General features: G+C 71.4%; 21 protein-coding genes. 6 read left to right on the top strand and 15 right to left on the bottom strand.

Features of this window, described 5'->3' with window-relative positions:
• Positions 1-21: 21 nt before the first annotated feature.
• Positions 22-603, top strand: a complete 582-nt coding sequence (locus tag VF584_19925; GenBank protein HEX8212455.1) for a DUF2314 domain-containing protein — start codon at positions 22-24, stop codon at positions 601-603.
• An 83-nt stretch (positions 604-686) separates the two neighbouring features.
• Here the strand turns inward: VF584_19925 and VF584_19920 are convergent, their stop codons facing one another.
• On the bottom strand, positions 687-1,595 hold the full coding sequence (locus VF584_19920; protein ID HEX8212454.1) for a hypothetical protein: 909 nt from the start codon (positions 1,593-1,595) through the stop codon (positions 687-689).
• Between the two features lie 154 nt (positions 1,596-1,749).
• Positions 1,750-2,199: an SRPBCC family protein gene (locus tag VF584_19915; protein HEX8212453.1), complete on the bottom strand. Its 450-nt coding sequence runs from the start codon at positions 2,197-2,199 to the stop codon at positions 1,750-1,752.
• A gap of 130 nt (positions 2,200-2,329) precedes the next feature.
• Here VF584_19915 and VF584_19910 point away from each other — a divergent pair, with 130 nt between their 5' ends.
• Positions 2,330-2,737: a hypothetical protein gene (locus VF584_19910; GenBank protein ID HEX8212452.1), complete on the top strand. Its 408-nt coding sequence runs from the start codon at positions 2,330-2,332 to the stop codon at positions 2,735-2,737.
• 73 nt (positions 2,738-2,810) lie between these two features.
• Here the strand turns inward: VF584_19910 and VF584_19905 are convergent, their stop codons facing one another.
• The 6 genes from VF584_19905 to VF584_19880 form a co-directional block, all read right to left on the bottom strand.
• Positions 2,811-3,536: a hypothetical protein gene (locus tag VF584_19905; GenBank protein ID HEX8212451.1), complete on the bottom strand. Its 726-nt coding sequence runs from the start codon at positions 3,534-3,536 to the stop codon at positions 2,811-2,813.
• Positions 3,537-3,620: 84 nt separating this feature from the next.
• The gene (locus VF584_19900; GenBank protein HEX8212450.1) at positions 3,621-6,344 is read right to left on the bottom strand and encodes an ABC transporter permease; all 2,724 of its coding nucleotides are present in this window, start codon (positions 6,342-6,344) and stop codon (positions 3,621-3,623) included.
• Entirely contained in the window at positions 6,341-6,682 is a 342-nt protein-coding gene (locus VF584_19895) for a PadR family transcriptional regulator (protein ID HEX8212449.1), read from the bottom strand. The genes VF584_19900 and VF584_19895 overlap by 4 nt, the downstream gene beginning before the upstream one ends.
• Positions 6,683-7,391: 709 nt before the next feature.
• The gene (locus tag VF584_19890) at positions 7,392-7,652 is read right to left on the bottom strand and encodes a hypothetical protein (protein HEX8212448.1); all 261 of its coding nucleotides are present in this window, start codon (positions 7,650-7,652) and stop codon (positions 7,392-7,394) included.
• On the bottom strand, positions 7,649-8,080 hold the full coding sequence (locus tag VF584_19885) for a hypothetical protein (GenBank protein ID HEX8212447.1): 432 nt from the start codon (positions 8,078-8,080) through the stop codon (positions 7,649-7,651). The genes VF584_19890 and VF584_19885 overlap by 4 nt, the downstream gene beginning before the upstream one ends.
• A gap of 187 nt (positions 8,081-8,267) precedes the next feature.
• A complete protein-coding gene (locus VF584_19880) occupies positions 8,268-8,576 on the bottom strand; it encodes a DUF4242 domain-containing protein (protein ID HEX8212446.1) in 309 nt (102 codons plus the stop codon).
• Positions 8,577-8,831: 255 nt separating this feature from the next.
• On the opposite strand from VF584_19880, the gene VF584_19875 reads away from it, so the two are divergent.
• Positions 8,832-9,530, top strand: coding sequence for a hypothetical protein (locus VF584_19875; GenBank protein HEX8212445.1), 699 nt, complete (start codon positions 8,832-8,834; stop codon positions 9,528-9,530).
• 100 nt (positions 9,531-9,630) lie between these two features.
• Complete coding sequence (locus VF584_19870) at positions 9,631-10,767, top strand: hypothetical protein (protein HEX8212444.1); 1,137 nt, start codon at positions 9,631-9,633, stop codon at positions 10,765-10,767.
• Between the two features lie 136 nt (positions 10,768-10,903).
• On the opposite strand, the gene VF584_19865 is transcribed toward VF584_19870, so the two are convergent.
• The 3 genes from VF584_19865 to VF584_19855 form a co-directional block, all read right to left on the bottom strand.
• On the bottom strand, positions 10,904-11,515 hold the full coding sequence (locus tag VF584_19865; GenBank protein ID HEX8212443.1) for a methyltransferase domain-containing protein: 612 nt from the start codon (positions 11,513-11,515) through the stop codon (positions 10,904-10,906).
• Positions 11,516-11,522: 7 nt separating this feature from the next.
• Positions 11,523-12,014 carry a nuclear transport factor 2 family protein gene (locus VF584_19860; GenBank protein HEX8212442.1) on the bottom strand — a complete coding sequence of 164 codons (492 nt, stop codon included), beginning with the start codon at positions 12,012-12,014 and terminating at the stop codon, positions 11,523-11,525.
• A 213-nt stretch (positions 12,015-12,227) separates the two neighbouring features.
• The gene (locus VF584_19855) at positions 12,228-12,968 is read right to left on the bottom strand and encodes a lysophospholipid acyltransferase family protein (protein HEX8212441.1); all 741 of its coding nucleotides are present in this window, start codon (positions 12,966-12,968) and stop codon (positions 12,228-12,230) included.
• Between the two features lie 180 nt (positions 12,969-13,148).
• Between VF584_19855 and VF584_19850 the strand changes: the two genes are divergently transcribed.
• On the top strand, positions 13,149-14,591 hold the full coding sequence (locus VF584_19850) for a serine hydrolase domain-containing protein (GenBank protein HEX8212440.1): 1,443 nt from the start codon (positions 13,149-13,151) through the stop codon (positions 14,589-14,591).
• A 56-nt stretch (positions 14,592-14,647) separates the two neighbouring features.
• Entirely contained in the window at positions 14,648-14,971 is a 324-nt protein-coding gene (locus VF584_19845) for a hypothetical protein (protein ID HEX8212439.1), read from the top strand.
• Positions 14,972-15,006: 35 nt separating this feature from the next.
• Here the strand turns inward: VF584_19845 and VF584_19840 are convergent, their stop codons facing one another.
• The 4 genes from VF584_19840 to VF584_19825 all read right to left on the bottom strand — a co-directional run.
• Positions 15,007-16,875 carry a TlpA disulfide reductase family protein gene (locus VF584_19840; GenBank protein ID HEX8212438.1) on the bottom strand — a complete coding sequence of 623 codons (1,869 nt, stop codon included), beginning with the start codon at positions 16,873-16,875 and terminating at the stop codon, positions 15,007-15,009.
• 96 nt (positions 16,876-16,971) lie between these two features.
• Complete coding sequence (locus VF584_19835; GenBank protein ID HEX8212437.1) at positions 16,972-17,715, bottom strand: hypothetical protein; 744 nt, start codon at positions 17,713-17,715, stop codon at positions 16,972-16,974.
• Positions 17,712-18,038, bottom strand: coding sequence for a PadR family transcriptional regulator (locus VF584_19830; protein HEX8212436.1), 327 nt, complete (start codon positions 18,036-18,038; stop codon positions 17,712-17,714). The genes VF584_19835 and VF584_19830 overlap by 4 nt, the downstream gene beginning before the upstream one ends.
• A 132-nt stretch (positions 18,039-18,170) precedes the next feature.
• Positions 18,171-18,296: IS701 family transposase (locus tag VF584_19825; protein ID HEX8212435.1), on the bottom strand; the 126-nt coding region annotated here is incomplete at its 5' end.

The raw sequence follows: 18,296 nt of genomic DNA, 5'->3' as shown, positions 1-18,296 counted from the left end.
CTTGAATGAGGAGTGACGATCATGAGGCTCTTTACAGTGTCGGCGCGGACGTTTGCCCTGGCAGCGTTGGTGGTCGCGTGCGGTCGCGGCGAGCGGCTCGCGGCACAGGGCAATGCGCGTGTCCGTGATGACGGCGGAGAGAGGCCTATCGTCCATATCGGCTCGGGCAACAAAGCGATGAACGCCGCGATTCACCGCGCGCGCGCCACGGTACCGCAGCTCATCGAACGCCTGAGACACGCACCGCCCGGGCTGTCCTATCTGGGCGTGAAGGTGCGGCTGGGCGAGCCAGGCCAGGCGGGGGAGCACATTTGGCTGTACGACGTGACGTACACGGATGGAAAGTTCGTGGGGAAACTGGCGGCTGACGCGCGGATGTTCCCCGCGTTCCAGGCGGGACACGTGGTGCACGTGGAGCCGCGGGAGATAACCGATTGGATGACGGTGGAGAACGGCCGCGCCTGCGGCGGCTTCACGAGCCGCATCGTGGTGGCGGAGCTGACCGGTGAACAGCGCGCTGCATACATGAAGGAAGTGGGCGTCACGCGGCTCCCCCTTGGCGGCACCGTCTGCGATGACGGTTCGACCGGCGGTTCTCGCTGAGGGGTGGTGAGGTACGGCCGGACGGCGGGTTCCGAGACGGTGCGGGCCGCCTGCACTGAGCTCCCGCGGCGCCCAGCCGGCGCTTACCGAATCAGGCGGTTGAAGGCGGCGGCCTGCTTGGCCGCTTTTGCCTGCCGTCCCTGGTCCACGGCGGCGGCGGCTTCACCCGCCGCCGCGATCAGCTGCTGGAAGCGGCGCAGGTCCTCCTCGCGCTGGAAGCGCAGCTCGCGGCCCCCGGCGTACTCCACCCGCGCGTCGATGCGGACCAGGTGACGGTGGATCTCCAGCAGCGCCTCCACCAGCCGCACCTCGCCTGGTGGCGGGCGCACGGGCTCGGGCGGGATGATGTCGCGGATCTCGCTGGCGGGCAGCGCCGACTCCCGCGCCAGCGCCGCGATGTGCTCATCCGTCCAGGCGGCCGCGGTCTTCTCGAGTTCCGTGATCGCCGCGAGGCGCGCTTCCAGGTGCCTCCCCACCTCGGGGTGGGCGCGCGCGTTCGCCTGGTACTGCCCAGTCTCCCAGGCCGCGATCATCTTCTCGCTCGTCAGGCCGTGCCGCTTCATCACGTCCCGCCTCCAGAGCGTGCCGTCTACCGCCATCCGGTTCATCACCCAGATCCGCTTCGCGCGGACGGTGGTGGGGACGGGGCGGGCGGCGCTCTCCGGCGGCTGGGCCTTGCCCGTGGTGTCCTGCCCCCACACGCCCAGATCGATCAGGTGCTCGATCTCCCGCGCCACCTCCGCCTTTTCCGTGGCGGCCTGGTCGCTGCCCACGGACAGACGGTAGAAAAAGGTTCCTACGAGGGCGCACACGGCCACGAGGACCGCCCAGTCGAAGGCGGTACGCCATCCCGGGCGCTCCGGCTTCGGCACGGGGCGGGGCGGCAGGGGGCGTTGCACGGGGAGGGGAGGCATTCCGGCCCCGCACGTGGCGCATGCGTTGGAGCCGTCCGGCATGGCGGCGCCGCACTCGCGGCAGGCGGTCGAGGACATGGTAGGTGAGGGAAGGGGTTGTGGATACCGGCTTCTGTGCACCGTTCTGGATCAAGATGTCACGCAAAGGCGCAAAGACGCGAAGGTAAGGCACGAACTACTTTCTTTGCGCCTTCGCGCCTTCGCGTGAGATCTCCGATGCACACGGCCCACTTCAGGGGCTCTTGGTTGCGAGCAGCGCTTGCAGGCGGTCGAGGTTCTGCTCGTTGGCGGGCTCGCAGATGTGGCGAAGCCGTTCGGCGATCTCGGGACTCTCGAACTCCTGGACCCAGGTGAGATGCGTCTGGCCGCCGCGGGGGGCCAGGGTCACCGTCAGCGTGAACCACGGCTCGACGACGTGCTCGATCACGATCCGGGTGTCGGGCTCGATCTCGCGGAAGACGCTCTCGTTGGGATAGTCGGCGCCGTCGGGGCCGTGCATCACGAAGACCCACCGCCCGCCGGGTTCGAACTCGAACCGCTCAAAGGTGTTCGTGAAGCCGGTCGGCCCCCACCAGCGGGCGAGACGATCCGGCTGCTCGAAGGCGGCGAATACCGCTCGCGGGCTGGCGGACAACAGGCGCTCGGTGCTGAGGGCGGCGCTCGGGGCGTTCGCTTCGGACATCGGCAGCTCCACCGGAGGTTGGACGGATCACGCCGCACGCCGCGATTCCGACGACGGTGCACAAGCCTTGCGAGCGCAGCCGCTCGAAGCAAGGGTCGCCGTCCCTCTTCTCACCCTCCACGGAGGCCACGTGCCGCTCTCTCTCGCTCGGATCCGCACATACGCGGCTGCACTCGTCTTCGGGGTCATGCTCCTTGCGCCAGCGGGTGCACAGGGGCAGTGGCGCGCCGCATCGCCAGCGGAATACGGCACCGCGCGGCCTCTGTTCGAATCTCGCCACACGCTTCCAACGCTCACACCATCGGAGAGGATCGCGCAGGCGGGTCCGCTCTACGGCACCAGCACCGATCTGCAGCTGATCGCCTTCGGTGCCGCGCTCCTCTACGGCGGGTACCGGCTGAAGGAGGCCGATCACCCGTATCTGGGAGTCTCCGTCGGGCTCTTTGGCCTGTTCAGCTTCGTCTTCGGCTTCACCGACCTGATCGATCCGCACCGGTACCCCGCACCCGCTCCGCGCGACACCGCACGAGCACCCTGACGACGGTTTACATGCGAAAGGCGCCCCGCTCACGCGGGGCGCCTTGCCGTTCCGGTTCAGCGTGCCGGATGGCTCAGAGCCGGCAGGCGGCGTGACGGGCGATGCGAATCTCCATGCCATCGGTGGCGAAGCCGAGCAGAGCTCCGGTACTCCGCTCGACCCAGTAGACGGATTCCGTACCGTTCCCGTCCACCGTCTCCACCCGCCACGCCTCGCAGCGCGCGCCGTCGCCGGCCTGCACCGTCTCCGCGCGCGCCACTCGGGTGGATACCACTCCGGCGCGTCCGCCCGGGGTCCACGTCGGCAGGCCGAACGAGCGGCCCGGAGCCAGCGGCAGCGACGCGAGCACGAGGTCGATGGAGTTGGCGTAGAACGCGGGCTCGCTCAGCGCTTCGGAGATGCGGCGTTCCGCTCCGCTAGCGGGGGTGTAGCTCCCCTCCGCGCGGCCGGGCGGAAAGGTCAGGCGGGCGACCGCCTCGACGCTCCGGTTCTCGGCGAACAGCGGCGCGAGCCCGCGGATGCGCACCGCGAACGAGTCCACGCCGAGCTCCCTCCCTTCGAACGACATCCGCTCCACGCGCAGTAGAGCCGTGTCGCCGAGCGCGGTCGTGGTGATCACGAGCTGGATCGGGTCGGTCCCGTCCGCTCGCAGCTCAAAGGTGTCGGTGCGCGCGGCGATGCGGGATGCGTCGAGCAGAGGGCTTCCCGGGGGCACCTCCACCGCCGCCGAATCCTGTGCGCAGGCGGCGAAGGGGAGGAGGATGGATGCCGCGAGCGTGGCGGCCAAGATGAGGCGCATCAGGGATTCTCAGGCTGGGGCGGATGGGGGAGCGGAACGATGGGTGGAATCCCATCGCCGGGCAAGTCCGGCTCCCCGCCGCCCTCAGTCGGTCCGCAGCGCCAGCACCGGGTCGATGGTGCTGGCGCGATGCGCGGGGATCCACACGGCGACGGACGCGACCACGAACACCAGCGCACCGACCGCAACGCCGAGCAGGGGCGAGCTGGCCAGCGGCACGTTCAGCTTCGCGTCGATGAGGCGCGTGGCGAGCAGGCTGAGCGGCAGCCCCAGGAGGAGGCCGAGCGCGCTCAGGGCGAGTCCTTTCGCAAAGAACATCCGCACCACCTGGCGGCGCTGCGCACCCAGCGCGGTGCGGATGCCGATCTCGCGCGTGCGCTGGCCGACCGCGAACGACACCACGGCGTAGAGCCCGATGGCGGAGAGGAGCAGGGCGAGCACCCCGCCCACCGCCACGGCCCCGCCTGCGCGCATCGCGGAGCGCCGCGCCTCCGCCTCGCGCTGTTCCAGCGTCTGCGCACGGCTGATGGGCATCTGGGGCGCTTCGGCGGCGACGGCCTCGCGCATGGCGTTCAGCATGGGGAGCGCGGGGCCCGCCGTGCGCGCGATCACGCCCATGTTCATGGACGAATACGGCACGTACACGCGGACCTGGCCGTTGACCTCGCTCGGGCCCGCGGCCGCCTCGTCCACGACGCCCACCACGATCATCGCGGCGGCCCGCGGGCGGTTCGGCTGTCCGATGACGAGGCGCCGGCCGAGCGGGTCGGCGCCGCCCCACAGCCGCCGCGCGAGGTCGCGGCCGATGATCGCCCGGTCGTATGACGGTGCGCGCGCCACGCCGTCGGCCGGATGCGCGTACTCGCCGGCGTCGAAGTCGCGCCCGCGCACGACCGGGATGCCGAATGCGCCGAAGTAGCCCCGGGGCGCGGCGGTCAGCTGCGACTCCATGACGGCATCGTAGTTGATCCCCGCGACGCGGTCGGCGGGGTGCACCGAGAGCGGCGCGTTGACGGTACCCATCTGCATCGGCATCGCGGCGACCACGCCGGGCATCGCGGCCACGCGCTCCGCGGCCGCGGCGATGCGGGATTCGCGCTCCGCCCCGGCCACCCTGCCGGACCACGCGTCGAGCTCGATCTCGGCGATCTGGCCGGCCACGCTGGACGCGGCGCCGCGGCCGATGTCGGAGAGCATCGTCGCGACCACCACGCCCAGCCCCACGAGCAGCGGCTGCGTGAGGGTGATCTGCGCCACGACCAGCGCCCGCTGCAGCCACGACCGGGTCGCGGCGACGGACCACGACGAGCTCTTCAGCACCTCGCCCACGGAGACGCGCGTGGCGTGCAGCGCCGGCGAGAGGCCGAGGAGGACACCGGTGACGAGGGCGACCGTGCACGTGGCGACGGTAACGCGCCAGTCCACCACGAGCTGCACGCCCTCCAGCATCGCGCCGAGGACGCGAATCCCACCCGCCGTCACCGCGAGGCCGGTCGCCGCGGCGGCGAGAGCCAGCAGGACGCTTTCGGTGAGGAGCTGGCGGATCAGCCGCTTGCGGGGCGCGCCCAGCGACAGCCGCACGCCGATCTCGCGCCGCCGCGCGACGGCCATCCCCACCATGAGCGCGCTGACGTTGGTGCACGTGATGAGCAGCACGAGCAGCGCGAATCCGCCGGCCGCCACCCCGGAGACGAGCAGGTCCGCACGCTGGCTGATCCGGCTGTTGCTGGCGAGCATCGGCACGACGTCGGCGCCGGGCGTCTCGCTCCGGGCCGCCCCCGCGTCACCATCCTGCGGGGAGAGCGTCGCGCGCCCCGCGATGCCGGCGACCACGGGGGCCGCGCTTTTGGCCGTGACTCCCGCGCGCAGCCGGGCGGCCGCGCCCAGGAACTGGCTGTCGCGGCTCATGAACGCCGCCGGTGTGCGCTTCTGGAGCAGGGGATACGAGGCGAGCGGCACCCACATCGTCATCCCGCCGCCCCCGTCCGTGCCGGTGAAGCGCGGCGGCGCCACGCCCACGACCTCGACCGGGAAGCCGTTGACGCGAATCGTGCGGCCGATCACGTCGCGCTCGCCCCCGAACCGCTGCCGCCACATCGCGTGGCTGATCATCGCGGTGGGCGGCGACGTCATGCGCACGGCGTCGCTCTCCGCGGCCGGCGCGGTGCCGAGCGCCGGGTGCACGCCCAGGATGCCGAAGTAGTTGGGCGTCGCGTAGATCAGCCGGACGGTCACCGAAGCCGCATCGCCCAGGTTCACGAGGGCGGACTCGTCGGCGTACGCGGCCACCCCGCCGAACAGCTCCCTGCGGCCGGCATACTCCTGCACCTCCGGCCACGACAGCAGGCGCGGCTGCGCGTCCCCCATCCCCTCCGCGCGCATGGTGCCGCGGATGCGCACCAGCGATGCGTCGCGCGCGATTCCCGGCGCGGGCATCGTCGCGATCGAGTTGAGAAAGGTGAACAGCACGACGTTGGTGCCGATCCCCAGCGACAGCACCAGGACGATGGTGAGAGTGGAGAGCGGCGTGCGGCGGTAGTGGCGGACGGCGTAGCGGAGGTCGGCCGCGAGGCCCTCGATCCAGGGAAGGCCGCGCTGCTCGCGCACGCTCTCCACCGCCTGCGTGAGCCCGCCCGACGCGATCAGCGCCCGGCGCCGCGCCTCGGCGGGCGGCATGCCGCGGCGGACGTTTTCGTCGATCTCCATCTGGAGGTGCGCCTCCATCTCCGCGCGAAGATCGTCATCGGCGCTCGTGTGGCCCCGGAAGACGGCGCTCATGCGCGCCAGCACCCTGCGGATCGCTTTCATGCGGGCTCCCGCTTCAGTGCGAAAAAGGTTGCGATCAGCTCCGCCGTCTGCTGCCATTCGTGGAGCTCGCGCGCCAGCTCCTTTCGTCCCGCGGGCGTGAGCGAGTAGAACTTGGCGCGGCGGTTGTTCTCCGACTGTCCCCACTCCGCCGTCACGAAGCCCTCCTGCTCCAGCTTCAGCAGGGCGGGGTAGAGGGTGCCGTAGTTCAGCTCCAGCTGGTGCCTGCTCGTCTCCTCGATCCGCCGCGCCACGCCGTAGCCGTGCAGCGGCCCCAGCACGTCGAGCGTCTTCAGGATCATGAGCGCGAGCGTCCCCGGCTGAACGTCTCGTTTCTCCATCGTCTCTCCTATGGGTTACCCATACGCACAGGGCGCGATTCGGGTTTCATCTCCCTATGGCTACCCCATAGGATGCTGCAAACCCCGGCTGCGCGCAAGCATCTCGATCGCCACGCAGAGTCTACCCACCCGCCGTTGCTCGCATCCGGCCCTCCCTGACAGCCGAATCTCCGGCCGCATTACTGGATATTTCAGCAATAGACACCCCGAGAGGGATGATGACGCTACGCATTTGCCTGTCGGCATTGCTCGTGGTTTGGGCCAGCGGCCCCCTTGCTGGCCAGCGCCGCAACGAGCCGTGGGTGGCGGCCGCCGCTCCTGAATGGAGGTTCCCGGCGGATCCGCATCGAGTGCTCCTGCCGACGGCGGGGGAGTACGGGTGTCCAGCCGGGCCGCCGCGGTTCACGCCGGCAATCGGTATGGTCGTAGGTGGAGTGGCGGGCGCGGCGCTGGGGATCGGTCTTTCACGCGCCACCTGCGATCCGAGCCGTTGCGACGGGATGGCGGATGTCGCGGCGTTCTTCCTCGGAGGCCTGACTGGCGCGGCGCTCGGTTACATGATCGCTGGCGGAAAGAACCTGCCGGGGGCACGCCCGCCCGCCTCGCCGCCGGTACGCCGGTCCCGCTGATCCTGCCCCCGAGGTTCAACAGAAGCGAAGAAGCCCCACACCAGCCCTGGCGTGGGGCTTCCGTGCGATCCCCCGGCGGCTCACCCCGTCGCGGGCGGATCGCCGTCCATGATGGCGGCGGCGCGGGCGGCGATGAAGTCCATCTGCTTCCGCCGCGTGTCGGCCCAGCGGGGGAGGCGGAGGAAGTTGGCGCCGACCGCCACGATTCCCGACGCGGCGATCATCCAGGGTACGATCACGTCCTGGGGCGCACCGCCGATGACTGCCGAGATCGTCCCGGCGGCACCCGCGAACAGGGTGATGCCGCCGAATGCGTTCAGGGTACGTGCGTCCCCTTTCACCGTCCCCAGCCGGAGGCGGTAGCCGTTCCCGCTCGGCTCCACGCAGGCGTGAAGGTTCCCGTTGGTCCACCCCGCAGCCCTCCCTGCGCTGCCACCCGCCCGCGGGCCCGGAACGTCGTCCTCAGCTCGCCCACGAGCTGCTCCCACTCCGCGTCCCTGGGGGCGCGCGGCAGGGGGACGACGCGGATCACCTCGATCGGCATCCCCAGCGAGGTGCGCGCGGGAGCATCAAGGGCACGAACCTCGAGCGCCGCCGCGGCACGAGCCACCTCCCCCACGTCCAGCCCGGCCTCGCGCCCGATCTCCTGGAGCTCCGCGAGGGTCAGCCCCGGCGCGGCCGTCGGCTGCGGATTCGCCAGCTCCCGGCGCGCGGCCACCGCGAAAATCTCCCGGACTTCATCGTCGTCGTAGGTGCGCTGCGGTGACATGGGTTTTCTCTCGTGCGGCTCGGCGTGATGGCGGTGGCTGCCTGTATGATATACGATCCGCGCCCCGGCCGCTCGGGTGTACGAGGCCAGGGGCTCCGCGGGTTCACCGTGCGCGAAGGGGCGGCGCTCCATGAGCGCCGCCCCCGTTTCTTTGTGAGTCGGCCGCAGCGGGCCCGGGGGACAGGTTTCAGCCCGGCAGCGGAACGGCGGGTTGGGCGTTGCGCCCCTCCGCGGTCGTCGGGTCGATGATCTCGATCACCTCCTGGACGGAGTCCGCGGGGAAGCCGCCCTGCTGCGCGTGCTCGCGGATCATCGCCTCGTTCGGCGCGATGTAGAGACAGGTGATCCGGTCGCCGGTCACGTAGCTCTGCACCCATTGGATCTGCGGCCCCAGACCCTGCAGCACTTCGCAGGACTTCTGCGCGATCGCGGTGAGATCCTGCGGCGAGAGACGGCCAGCGCCTGGAATGTTGCGTTCGATCAGGTATTTCGGCATGAGTCCATCGCTCCGGATTTGCGGGTAAGGGAGCAGGCGGGGTCAAGAGTATGCGCGCGTGGTGCCGGCAGAACAAGGATGGTGTGCGGCCGGGCATTCGAGCGGGAAGTCGAGCGCGCCTCCGCGTTAGAAGTCAGAGGATGTAAGCAACGAATTTCGATAACCTACTTGATGTTTATCGATATGTAGATTATTGATTAGTGGTAAGCTGCTTCTCGTGGCTGGAGATCGCTCACCTCAATCCAAGGCGAGTCCATGCGGATCGCGTTGCTCATCCACATCCTCGCCGGCGCAGTGGGGCTCATCTCGGGATACGTGGCGCTCTACTCCAAAAAGGGCGCGGCGACCCACCGCGGGAGCGGGATGGTGTTCGTGTACTCCATGGTTACGATGGCGCTCACCGGGGCGCTGGTGGCCGCGCTCCTGAAGATCGAGATCTCCGTCATCGCCTCCCTCGCCACGGCGTACCTGGTGGTGACGGCGCTCATGGCCGTCCGGCCGCCGACCCCGCGCCTGCGGCGGGTGGAGGTGGGCGCACTGTTCCTGGGGCTCGTCGTCGGGATCGCGGGCGTGGGGCTGGGGATCGCGACGCTCGGGATGCCGGGTGGCGAGCGGGATGGGAACTCCGCCGGGTCGTTCTTCGTCGTAAGCATCCCCGCGCTGGCCGGGAGCCTCGGCGATCTGCGGATGATGCGCCTGTCCACTCTCACGGGCGTGTTCCGCCTGAGACGGCACCTGTGGCGGATGACGTACGCGCTCTTCATCGCGGCGGCCTCGTTCTTCCTAGGCCAAGCGGACAACTTTCCGCACGCGCTGCAGATCCCGCCGCTGCTCGGGCTCCCGGTGCTCGCGACGCTGGTGACGATGGTGTACTGGCTCGTGCGGCTGCGCAGGCGGCGGCGCGGCGGACGGCCGGGCGCCGCAGGCCCCGGGAGACCGGTCCCCGTCGCTTGAAAGCGGCAGGGGATTCGGGTATGCTTCGCGACCCCATCCCACGCCCACTACGCGCTGCTCCTCGATGAGATACCTTCCGACCTCGCCAGGGCGCCTCCGGATGCGGAGGGGAATCCGGCTGGCGATGGTCGTGGCGGGCGCGGTCTGGCTGGCGCTCGTGTCAACGACGCTGCCGATCCAGCAGGGCACCACGGTCGGGCCGTACACCCTGGCGCGCCGGTGGGCGCTGGCGGGGTGCCTGCTGGGGCTGGCGATCGGGTGGATGGTTCCGGCGCGCCGCCGCATGCGCACCCTCCTCGCGCTGGCGACGGTGACGAGCGGGGTGTTCGCCGCGGCATTCGCGCCCGTCCAGGCGGAGGGACCGGTTCAGAACTTCCTGGGCGGCGCCTTTGTGGGGCTGACGATGTTCGCGCTGCCCATCGTGCTGATCCTGTACGGATTGGGCGGGGGCGCCGCGCGGGAGCCCGAGCCGCCTCCGCTTCCCGTTGCCACGCCCGAGCCGGTGGCACCGCACGCCCCAGTGCTGCCGGGGCTGCGCGAGGACGAGGAGCGGATCCGCGCGCGGCTGCGGGAGATCGCGGCGCAGCGCCAGCGCGTGGATGCGGCCGATGCCCTGCTCTCGCGTGAGCTGGACGCGGCCACGCGCGCGCCCATCCGCGCCCGGCTGGACCACGCGCGCGGCGTGCTCGGCGAGCAGGAGGCGCGGCACGAGGCCCGTCTCTGGTCCATCGACCTGGTGCACTGGCAGCACCGCCTGGCGCCGCTGGCCGAAACGCGCGGCCGCGCCGGCGCCGATCCACGGGCGCGGCTGGACGCGCTCGCCGCCATCGAGCGCGACGGCAAGGCGCTCCTGAGCAGGTGGCGCGCGAACTCGGACGCGGCGGCCACCCACGAGGGCGAGCGCTGCATCACCCACATGCGCGACCTGCTGGAGCGGTGCTCTGAGCTGCGCCAGCAGATCGCGGTGGAGCAGGCGATGCTCGCGCTGCGCGGCATCAACCCAGACGACGACGAGCGGCGCACCACCGCCCTCTCCACCGAGCCGCTGGAGAGCCTTCGGACGGGGCGGGGCCTCGCCGCCGAGCTCGCCGCGCTGGAGATGGAGCACGCGCGCCTCGTGGAAGACCACGACGAGGCGCGCGACGTGGAGCGCTTCCTCCGCGAGCTGGAAGGGGAGGCGGGCGAGCAGATCCAGCGTGTGAAAGGCGCGTCGGGACGTCCGCGCCGGGAGCGCTGAGGAGCAGGGAGAGAGAACAACAGAGAAAAGCTCACACAGAGGCCACAGAAGGAACTGAAAGCCACAGAGGAAACCCTTTGCGGTTCTCTCTGTGGCTCTGTGTCTCTGCGTGAGCCAAGCCGTTGCAGTTCTCTGGTTACCCGGGCTTCCGCAGCAGCGCCAGCGAAAAGAACCCGCCGAGCCCCGCCGTCTCCCGGTGCTCGACCACGAGCGACGTCTGCGCGACGAGCGGGCCGAGCTGGCGGGTGATGTCGGTGGCCACGATGCGCGCGACTCCGTTGGCGGCGCGGCGCAGGAGCGAGGGACGTGCGCCCTCGGGAACCCACTTGTCCAGCACGGTGGCGCGGCCGCCGGGGCGCAGCACGCGCTCCGCCTCGCGCAGCGCCGCCAGCGGGTCGGGGACGACGGCGAGGATCAGGTGCAGGAGGACGGCATCGTACGACGCATCCGGCAGATCCAGCGCCTGCGCGTCCATCACCCGCGCATCGGCGGGGCGGCCGAGGGCGGCGGCGCGGCGGCGGGTGCGCTCGACCATGGCGGGGGTAAGGTCCGTAGCCGTGACGTGCACGCCGGGCGGAAGGTGGTCCAGGTCGGCGCCGGTGCCGCACCCGTCCACCAGCACCCGCTCACCCGCCCGCAGGTCTAGCAGCGCCGCCGCCCGCCGGCGATGCGCGTCCATCCGCACCACCGCGTCGTAGACGGGCGCGATCAGCGTGTAGCGGATGCGGTTCCAGGCGAGCGCGTCCACCGGTGCCTCAGCGCCCCGGACGCTCCTTGAACTCCGGGCGCATGTCCCAGAGCACGTTCAGGATCTTCCACTCGCCATTCCAGCGGACCAGGTGCATGTAGTCCACCAGCCGTGTGGAGTTGAGGCGCACGGAGGCGAGGTCGCCGTAGATGTCCAGAATCCGCGCTTCGGTGCGGCGCTCGGCCGGAGGCACGTCGGTACCGAAGCCGCGCTGCGTCTGGTGGATGAGCGTCTCGGCAGGGGTGTCACCGGCCCAGCTCTCCCCCTTCTCGTCCGTGCGCACGTACCGCTTGGCCAGCTGCGGATGCACGGCACGCCGCATGCGCGCCGCGTCGCCCGTGTACCATCCCTCGATGTAGTCCAGCGCCGCTCGCCGGATCGCCGCGGAATCGGCCGCGGTGGCGGGGGCGGGGTCGCGCGGCGCGGTCGCGGGCGTGGAGGTCTGAGCCTGGAGCGCCGCGGGGATGAGGAGGGCGGCGACGACAAGAGCTGTTTTCATGGAGGCGCGGGGGTGCGGGATTCAAAGGTGCGTGCGATTCGTAAGCTATCCACCAGCCTCACCGCGCGGGACGCCGGATCCAGCGCTCCCCCGCGCAATTAACCCTACGCTAACGCCCCCCGCCCCCCTCTCTCGATAACCGCGAGGGCGCAGCCCTCTCCTGTTATCGGCAGAGGGGGCAAGCGAGTGTAACGAGCCGGGGGTGAGGGCCCCTCACGCCAGCTCCCGGAACAACCCGTCGCGCGCCTCGCCGATCATGGCGCGCACCCGGTCGCGCAGCGCGGGCACGTCCGCCAGCGTCAGCCCCGTCGTCTCGACCGGGGGAAGGACGTGGGCGACGGCGCGGGCGCGGTTGATCACCCAGGTGCCCTTGGGGATGGCGTCGCGCGTGCCAGCCACGGCGATGGGGAGGATGGGGCACCCCAGCTCCACGGCCAGGCGAAAGGCGCCGTCGCGAAAGGGCTGAAGCTCGCCGGTGGCGGAGCGGGTGCCCTCGGGCATGATCATCACGCTGACGCCCTTGGCCAGCCGGTCGCGGCACTCCTCCAGCGCCGAGGCGCGGCTGCGCGCGTCGCCGCGTCGCACGGCGATGTCGCCGGCCATGCGCATCATCCACCCCATCATGGGGATCTTGAAGATGGCCTCCTTGGACAGCCACTTCATCTCCCACGGCAGATGCGAGATCAGAAAGATGTCCGCGAACGACTCGTGGTTCGCCACCGCCACGTAGGGTCGGCGGGGATCCTGGATGCGCACGCCGGTCGTGCGGAACTTCCACAGCGGGTTGAGCGCCACCAGCGTCACGGCCGCACGCCGGAACCAGCGGCCCACCGTGTAGCGCCCCGGGTCGCCTGGAACGGTGAACAGGTAGATGATTCCCAGCAGCGGCACCCACAGGATCACGATGAGCGCGCTGCAAAGCCACACCCAGACCGAAGCAAGACGCTGGATCACGAAAACAAATAGTCGAAGCGGGAGATGACCGGCCGCGGGCCGGGTCCGCACAGGACGGGCCAGGGCGTGCATACACCCCACCGGTGTCAGAGGTCGCCCGATTCGCGCGTTCCGCATCCGCCGTCGCCCGCACACCCTCGTCGTGCGACGCGGCCTACCAACCCGAACCGCGGGGATGACATGCTGCGACGCCTTCCGCCGGCCCCCTCCTGCTTCGTGCTCCTGGCGCTCGCCGCGTGCGGCGGCGGCAGGGAGGAGGCGCGCTCCCCCGCCGCGGCGCGCGCGGCCGAGGTGGTGGCGCTGATCAACTCCGGGGACCGTTCGGCGGCGCGCGAATACATCGACGAGAGTTACGCCACGTCGTTCCGCGACTTCGCGCCGACGCCGCAGCACCTCGGCATCCTTTCCGACCTGCACACGCAGAGAAAGGGGCTGCGGATCGAGCGCATGGCCGAGCCGAAGCCGGGAACGGCCGAGGTGCTGGCGCAGAGCGATCTTACCCAAGAGTGGCTGAAGATCGCGGTGGAGGTGGAGCCCACGCCTCCACACCGCATCACGGGGATGACCTTCCAGCCCGCGGAGGCCCCCGCCGGGCGCGCCGCCTCGACGCCGCGCACCGACCAGGAGCGGGTGAAGGCGCTCGGCGAGTTTGTCCGGCGCCAGGCGGAGGCGGACGCGTTCTCCGGCGTGGTGATGCTGGCAAAGGATGGCAAGCCGCTCTTTGCCGCGGCGTACGGAGAGGCTAACAAGGAGGCGCGGCGCAAGAACGGGCTGGAGACCGCGTTCAACCTGGCGTCGATGAACAAGATGATCACCGCCGTCGCCGTCGCGCAGCTCGTGGAGGCGGGGAAGCTCTCCTTCGACGATCCGCTCTCCAAGTTCGTCCCGGACTTCCCCAGCCCGCGCGCCGCACGGGAGATCCGCATCGGCCATCTGCTCTCCCACACGGCGGGGCTGGGGAGCTACCTGGGACCCGGCATCAGCAACTCGCGCGCGGCGACGGTGGACGAGATGCTGCGCTACGCAGAGGACTCGGAGCCGGCCTTCACCCCCGGGAGCCGCTGGGACTACAGCAACACGGGCTTCCTGGTGCTGGGCAAGGTCATCGAGCGGGCGAGCGGGCAGAGCTACTTCGACTACGTGCGGCAGCACATCCTGGCGCCCGCCGGTATGCGGAGCACGCACTGGTACGCCAAGGACCGCATCCCGCCCGTGGCGGCCATCGGCTACGACCGCGAGTACGAGCGCGGCCCCGGCGCCTACACCAGCCACGTCGGCGACCTTCCCTACCGCGGCGGGCCGGCCGGCGGCGGCTACTCCACCGCGCCAGACGTGCTGCGCTTCGCCGAGGCGTTCCGCACGGGAAAGCTGGTCTCCCCCGCGATGGTGCGCGTACTCACCACGCCCAAGCCCGCGTCGCCGGAGTACGGCTACGGCTTCTCGGTGGATGCGAAGCGCGGCATCGTGGGGCACAGCGGCGGCTTCCAGGGGACGAGCACCAACATGGATCTCTTCCTGGAGGACGGCTACACGGCCATCGTCCTCTCCAACTACGGCAGGTCGGGGATGTCCATCGTCGGCCGCATGCGCGAGCTGGTGCGCGCCCCCGCAGGCGAGCGGTAGAGCGATGCGCACTCCAGCCTACGCGGGATTGCTGCTGGTGGCGCTCGCCGGCTGCGGTGGAGGAGGCGCCGTCCATCCCGCCCGAGCACGCGCGCGCCTTCGCCGTGTGCCAGGGGACGATGCGCGAGCGGTACGAGGAGTGGCGAAAGATCCATCGCAGGGAGATGAGCCCGGCGGAGTTCGCCCGCCGCGTCCGGTTCGGCGAACTGGGGGGCGAGGGGACGGCGGTGCGCGCGCTGGGCGGGGGCGTGTACGAGGTGCAGGGCTGGGCCGACCGCCCCAACCAGTCGCGCCAGAAGGAGGGCACCTTTCGCGGCCGGTTCAGCTGCACGCTGCGGGAAAGCTGGACGGAGGCGGCGCCGACGGTCGTGATCGGCTGATGCGGGGCGGCGCACCGGCGCCGCCCCTGGAACGTTCACGGCCGGGCGAGCGCCGCGACCTGCGCCGGAAGCTCGTCCAGCGAGCTGTACTCGAAGCGGATCGTCCCCGCCCCGTCCACCACGAAGTACTCCGGCGTTCCCGCCGATCCGAATGCCGCGTGGCTGGAGCGCGACGGATCGAAGAGCACGGGGCCCGTGTAGCCGCGCCCGCCAAAGAACTTCTGGAGATCCTCGCTCGGTGCCTCGTCGGTGACCAGCACCGTGCGCACGCCCGATCGTGCGAGCTCGGCCGCCATGCGCTCCACCCGCGGCAGCGCGCGCAGGCTGAAGCCGCAGCCGCTCTTGGCGAAGACCACTACCGTCGGCCGGCCCGCCGCGCTCCCCCGCAGCGCGGCGGGCACACCGGCGCCGTCCACCAGGCGCAGCCCGCCCGCGAGCGCACGGCTGATCTCCGCGCGACGGATGCGGGCGGCGAATTCGGCGCGCGCCGCGGCCACGTCCGCCGCCCAGCGCTCCGCCACGAAGCGTGCACCGATCTCCTCGCGCACGCTGTCCGCCAGCGCAGTGCCCGCCCCGGCCCCTGCGGCGCGGGCCCAGCTGCCCGCGGCGCCCGCCGTGTCGCCCGCCGCGAGCTGCGCGGTGGCGATCTCGCGCAGGAGCGGGATCCGCGCGCTCCGCGAAGAGGCGGCGCGCAGGGAGTCGAGCGCGGCCGGGGCCGCGCCCGAGTAAGCGAGCGCGTGGCCGAGCGCGGCGAGCAGCTCCGCCTGGTGCTCGGCGTCGCGGTCGCGCTGCTGGGGCGCGGTGCGGAAGAGGTCGCGGTCCGCATCGCGCGCCTCGTGCAGGCGGGCGAGGATGCGGCGGATGTGGCGCATCCCTTCCGCGCGGGTCGCCGGCCGCTCCGCCACCGCGCGGGCCGCGCGGGACTGCGCCTCGATCAGCGGCACGTGCGCGAGCAGGCGGTCCGTCCAGCGCACCACCGCGGCCGGGTCGCCGCCGCTGAGCGCATTCTCGGTGCCGACCATCAGCAGGTAGTCGTCGGTGGTGCCCAGCTCGGCCCAGAGCGGCTCCAGCACGGCCAGCTTTCCTTCGATGCTGCTGGAGTGCGGGGCCATCGCCGCCTTCATCCGGACGGGAACGGCGTCGCGGTGGCGCGGATGCTCGCGCAGCAGGCGGGCTTCCCACGCGCTCGCGGCCTCCTCGTCGCGCAGCCCGCGCGCCAGGAGCATCATCGCGCCCACCTCGTCACCGGTGAGGCCCGCCTTCGCCTGCAGCGCCCTCGCGAGCTGCGCGAGCCGGGCACGGCGCGGCTGAAGCGATGCCGAGTCGGTTCCGCCGCGGCCCTGCGCGTACCCCTCGAACCACCAGAGCCGCAGCCAGCTCGCGGGATCGTCGGGGTTGAGCCGCGCGCCCTCGCGGGCGGTCTCCAGCCCCAGGAGCGGGTTGCGCAGTGTAAGGTCCCGCGCCCGCTGGTCGAGCGCCTCCGCCGTGGGCCGGCCCGCCGCGCCGCGGGCCATCAGCTCCCACCCCTGGTTGCCGTGCGTGTCGATGACGCCGCCGTCCGGCGCCTCGACGGCGAAGAGCGCGTACACCACCGAGTCCGGCCACTGGAAGCTGCCGCGCAGCACGCCGTCGTCGCCGCGCACCAGCTCCGCCACGCGCCGCGTCTCCGTGCCGATGGCGCCCAGGTACGCCTCCTGGTCGCCGGGCGTGCGCAGGCGGGCTCGCAGCACCAGCCGCGTGGCGCCCGCGAAGCGCGTATCCCCCTGGTAGCGCGCCTCCACCCGCGCTCCCGGCCCGTGCGCCGCCGGGGTGAGCGTGAGCTTGCCGGATGACGCCGTCTGGCCCATCGCCGGAGCGGCTGCGGCGAGGAGGAGGGCGAGCTGGATCGTTCGTGTGATGGGCATGGTGCAACCTCGAGCGAAAGTGGACGATGGTGACGCTAACCAGTATTCTACATAGATACTCGTACTGCTGGCCCTCGCCCAGCAGTGAGATGGGGTTCAATCGAGCGCGGCGCTCCGGCGCGCGCGGGGCCGGTGGCGCAGCGCGGCGAAAGTGGCGGCCGATGCGCACCACATCGCGAGACACGCGAGGGCGGTGCGGGTTGGGAGATCCGCGGTGGCGAGGAAGGAGTGCGGCGCGGCGGCGCTCGCCGCGCGGGATGCGGCCAGCAGCGCCAGACAGAGTCCAAACATCCCTGGGGCGGCCATCATCCAGCGCGCATCGGGCCGCGTGCCGGACGGCAGCAGGCGGCGGGCGGCGATGGCGGAGCCCGCCACCAGGCCCACGCTCCACAATGCGCCGATCGCCAGGATGAAGGCGCGCGCGCCGGCGTCGATGCGGCTCCACGCGGGAGGTCCTCCCCCGGAAAGGAGCACGCTGGCCAGGGCGCACGCGAATGCCCCCGCCGACACCGCCAGCACGGCGCAGGCGAGCGCGGCGGCGTAGGCGGCCAGGCGGCGCCCGGTTCGCGCACCCTCCACCCACGGGTCCGCGGCGCCGTCGGGGCCGCAGAAGCGGAGGTCCAGCGCATCGACGTGCGATCCGAGGCTGCGCAGCAGGAGCCTTGCGGCCTCGGCGCGGCTCCAGCAGCCGTCGCGCTGCAGGCGCTGGGTGCGGTGCCAGAGCTCGGCGCGCCACTCGCCGCGCAGGCCGGCGCGCTCGGTGGCGGGTGCCAGGCGCGCGGCACCATCCACCACGCGCAACGCTGCACGCAGCGCCAGGGGAGTGCGGTTCGCGCTCATGGCGACACGGGGTGCGGGTGAAGCCCTGGACGGACGCCGTGCTCCAGCGCCGCGAACCGTCCGCGGGCGCGGGCCAGCAGCTCCAGGCCCTCGGCCGTGATGCGGTAGTACTTGCGCGCGGGACGCCCTTCGCCGGCGGCTGCGCCCTCGTCCTCCCAGCTCGCCTCCACGCACCCGATGCGCTCCAGCCGCCGCAGCAGCGGATAGATGGTGCCGCTGGGAAGCCCCGTGGCGTCCATGATGTCGAAGCCGTACGACTGCCCCATGGATAGCGCGTGCAGCACCAGCGCGGTCGGATACGTCAGGTTCGGTCTCGGCGGCATGCGTCAGCCCCTCGGGTGGATGCGTCTCCCACTAGAATACTACATAGGGTACTCCGAAGAAGCAAGGCTCCTGATGCCATCCGTCATCCGCCTGTGTGCAAAGCTGGTAAAGAAGTCTCACACAGATAGGACTTACGCAGTTGCCCCCAAAGTGAAGCTGGGCTGGGCGAGATAGGTACGCACGGCGTTGCGCGTGATACTCACCTTTGCTTCGACCCAGCTCATTCCGGTGGCGATGCGGTTCCTTTCGAGCCGCAG

This window comes from Longimicrobium sp. (assembly GCA_036389135.1).
In the GTDB taxonomy this organism is placed as follows: domain Bacteria; phylum Gemmatimonadota; class Gemmatimonadetes; order Longimicrobiales; family Longimicrobiaceae; genus Longimicrobium.
This window is presented reverse-complemented; position numbering and strand designations above follow the sequence as displayed.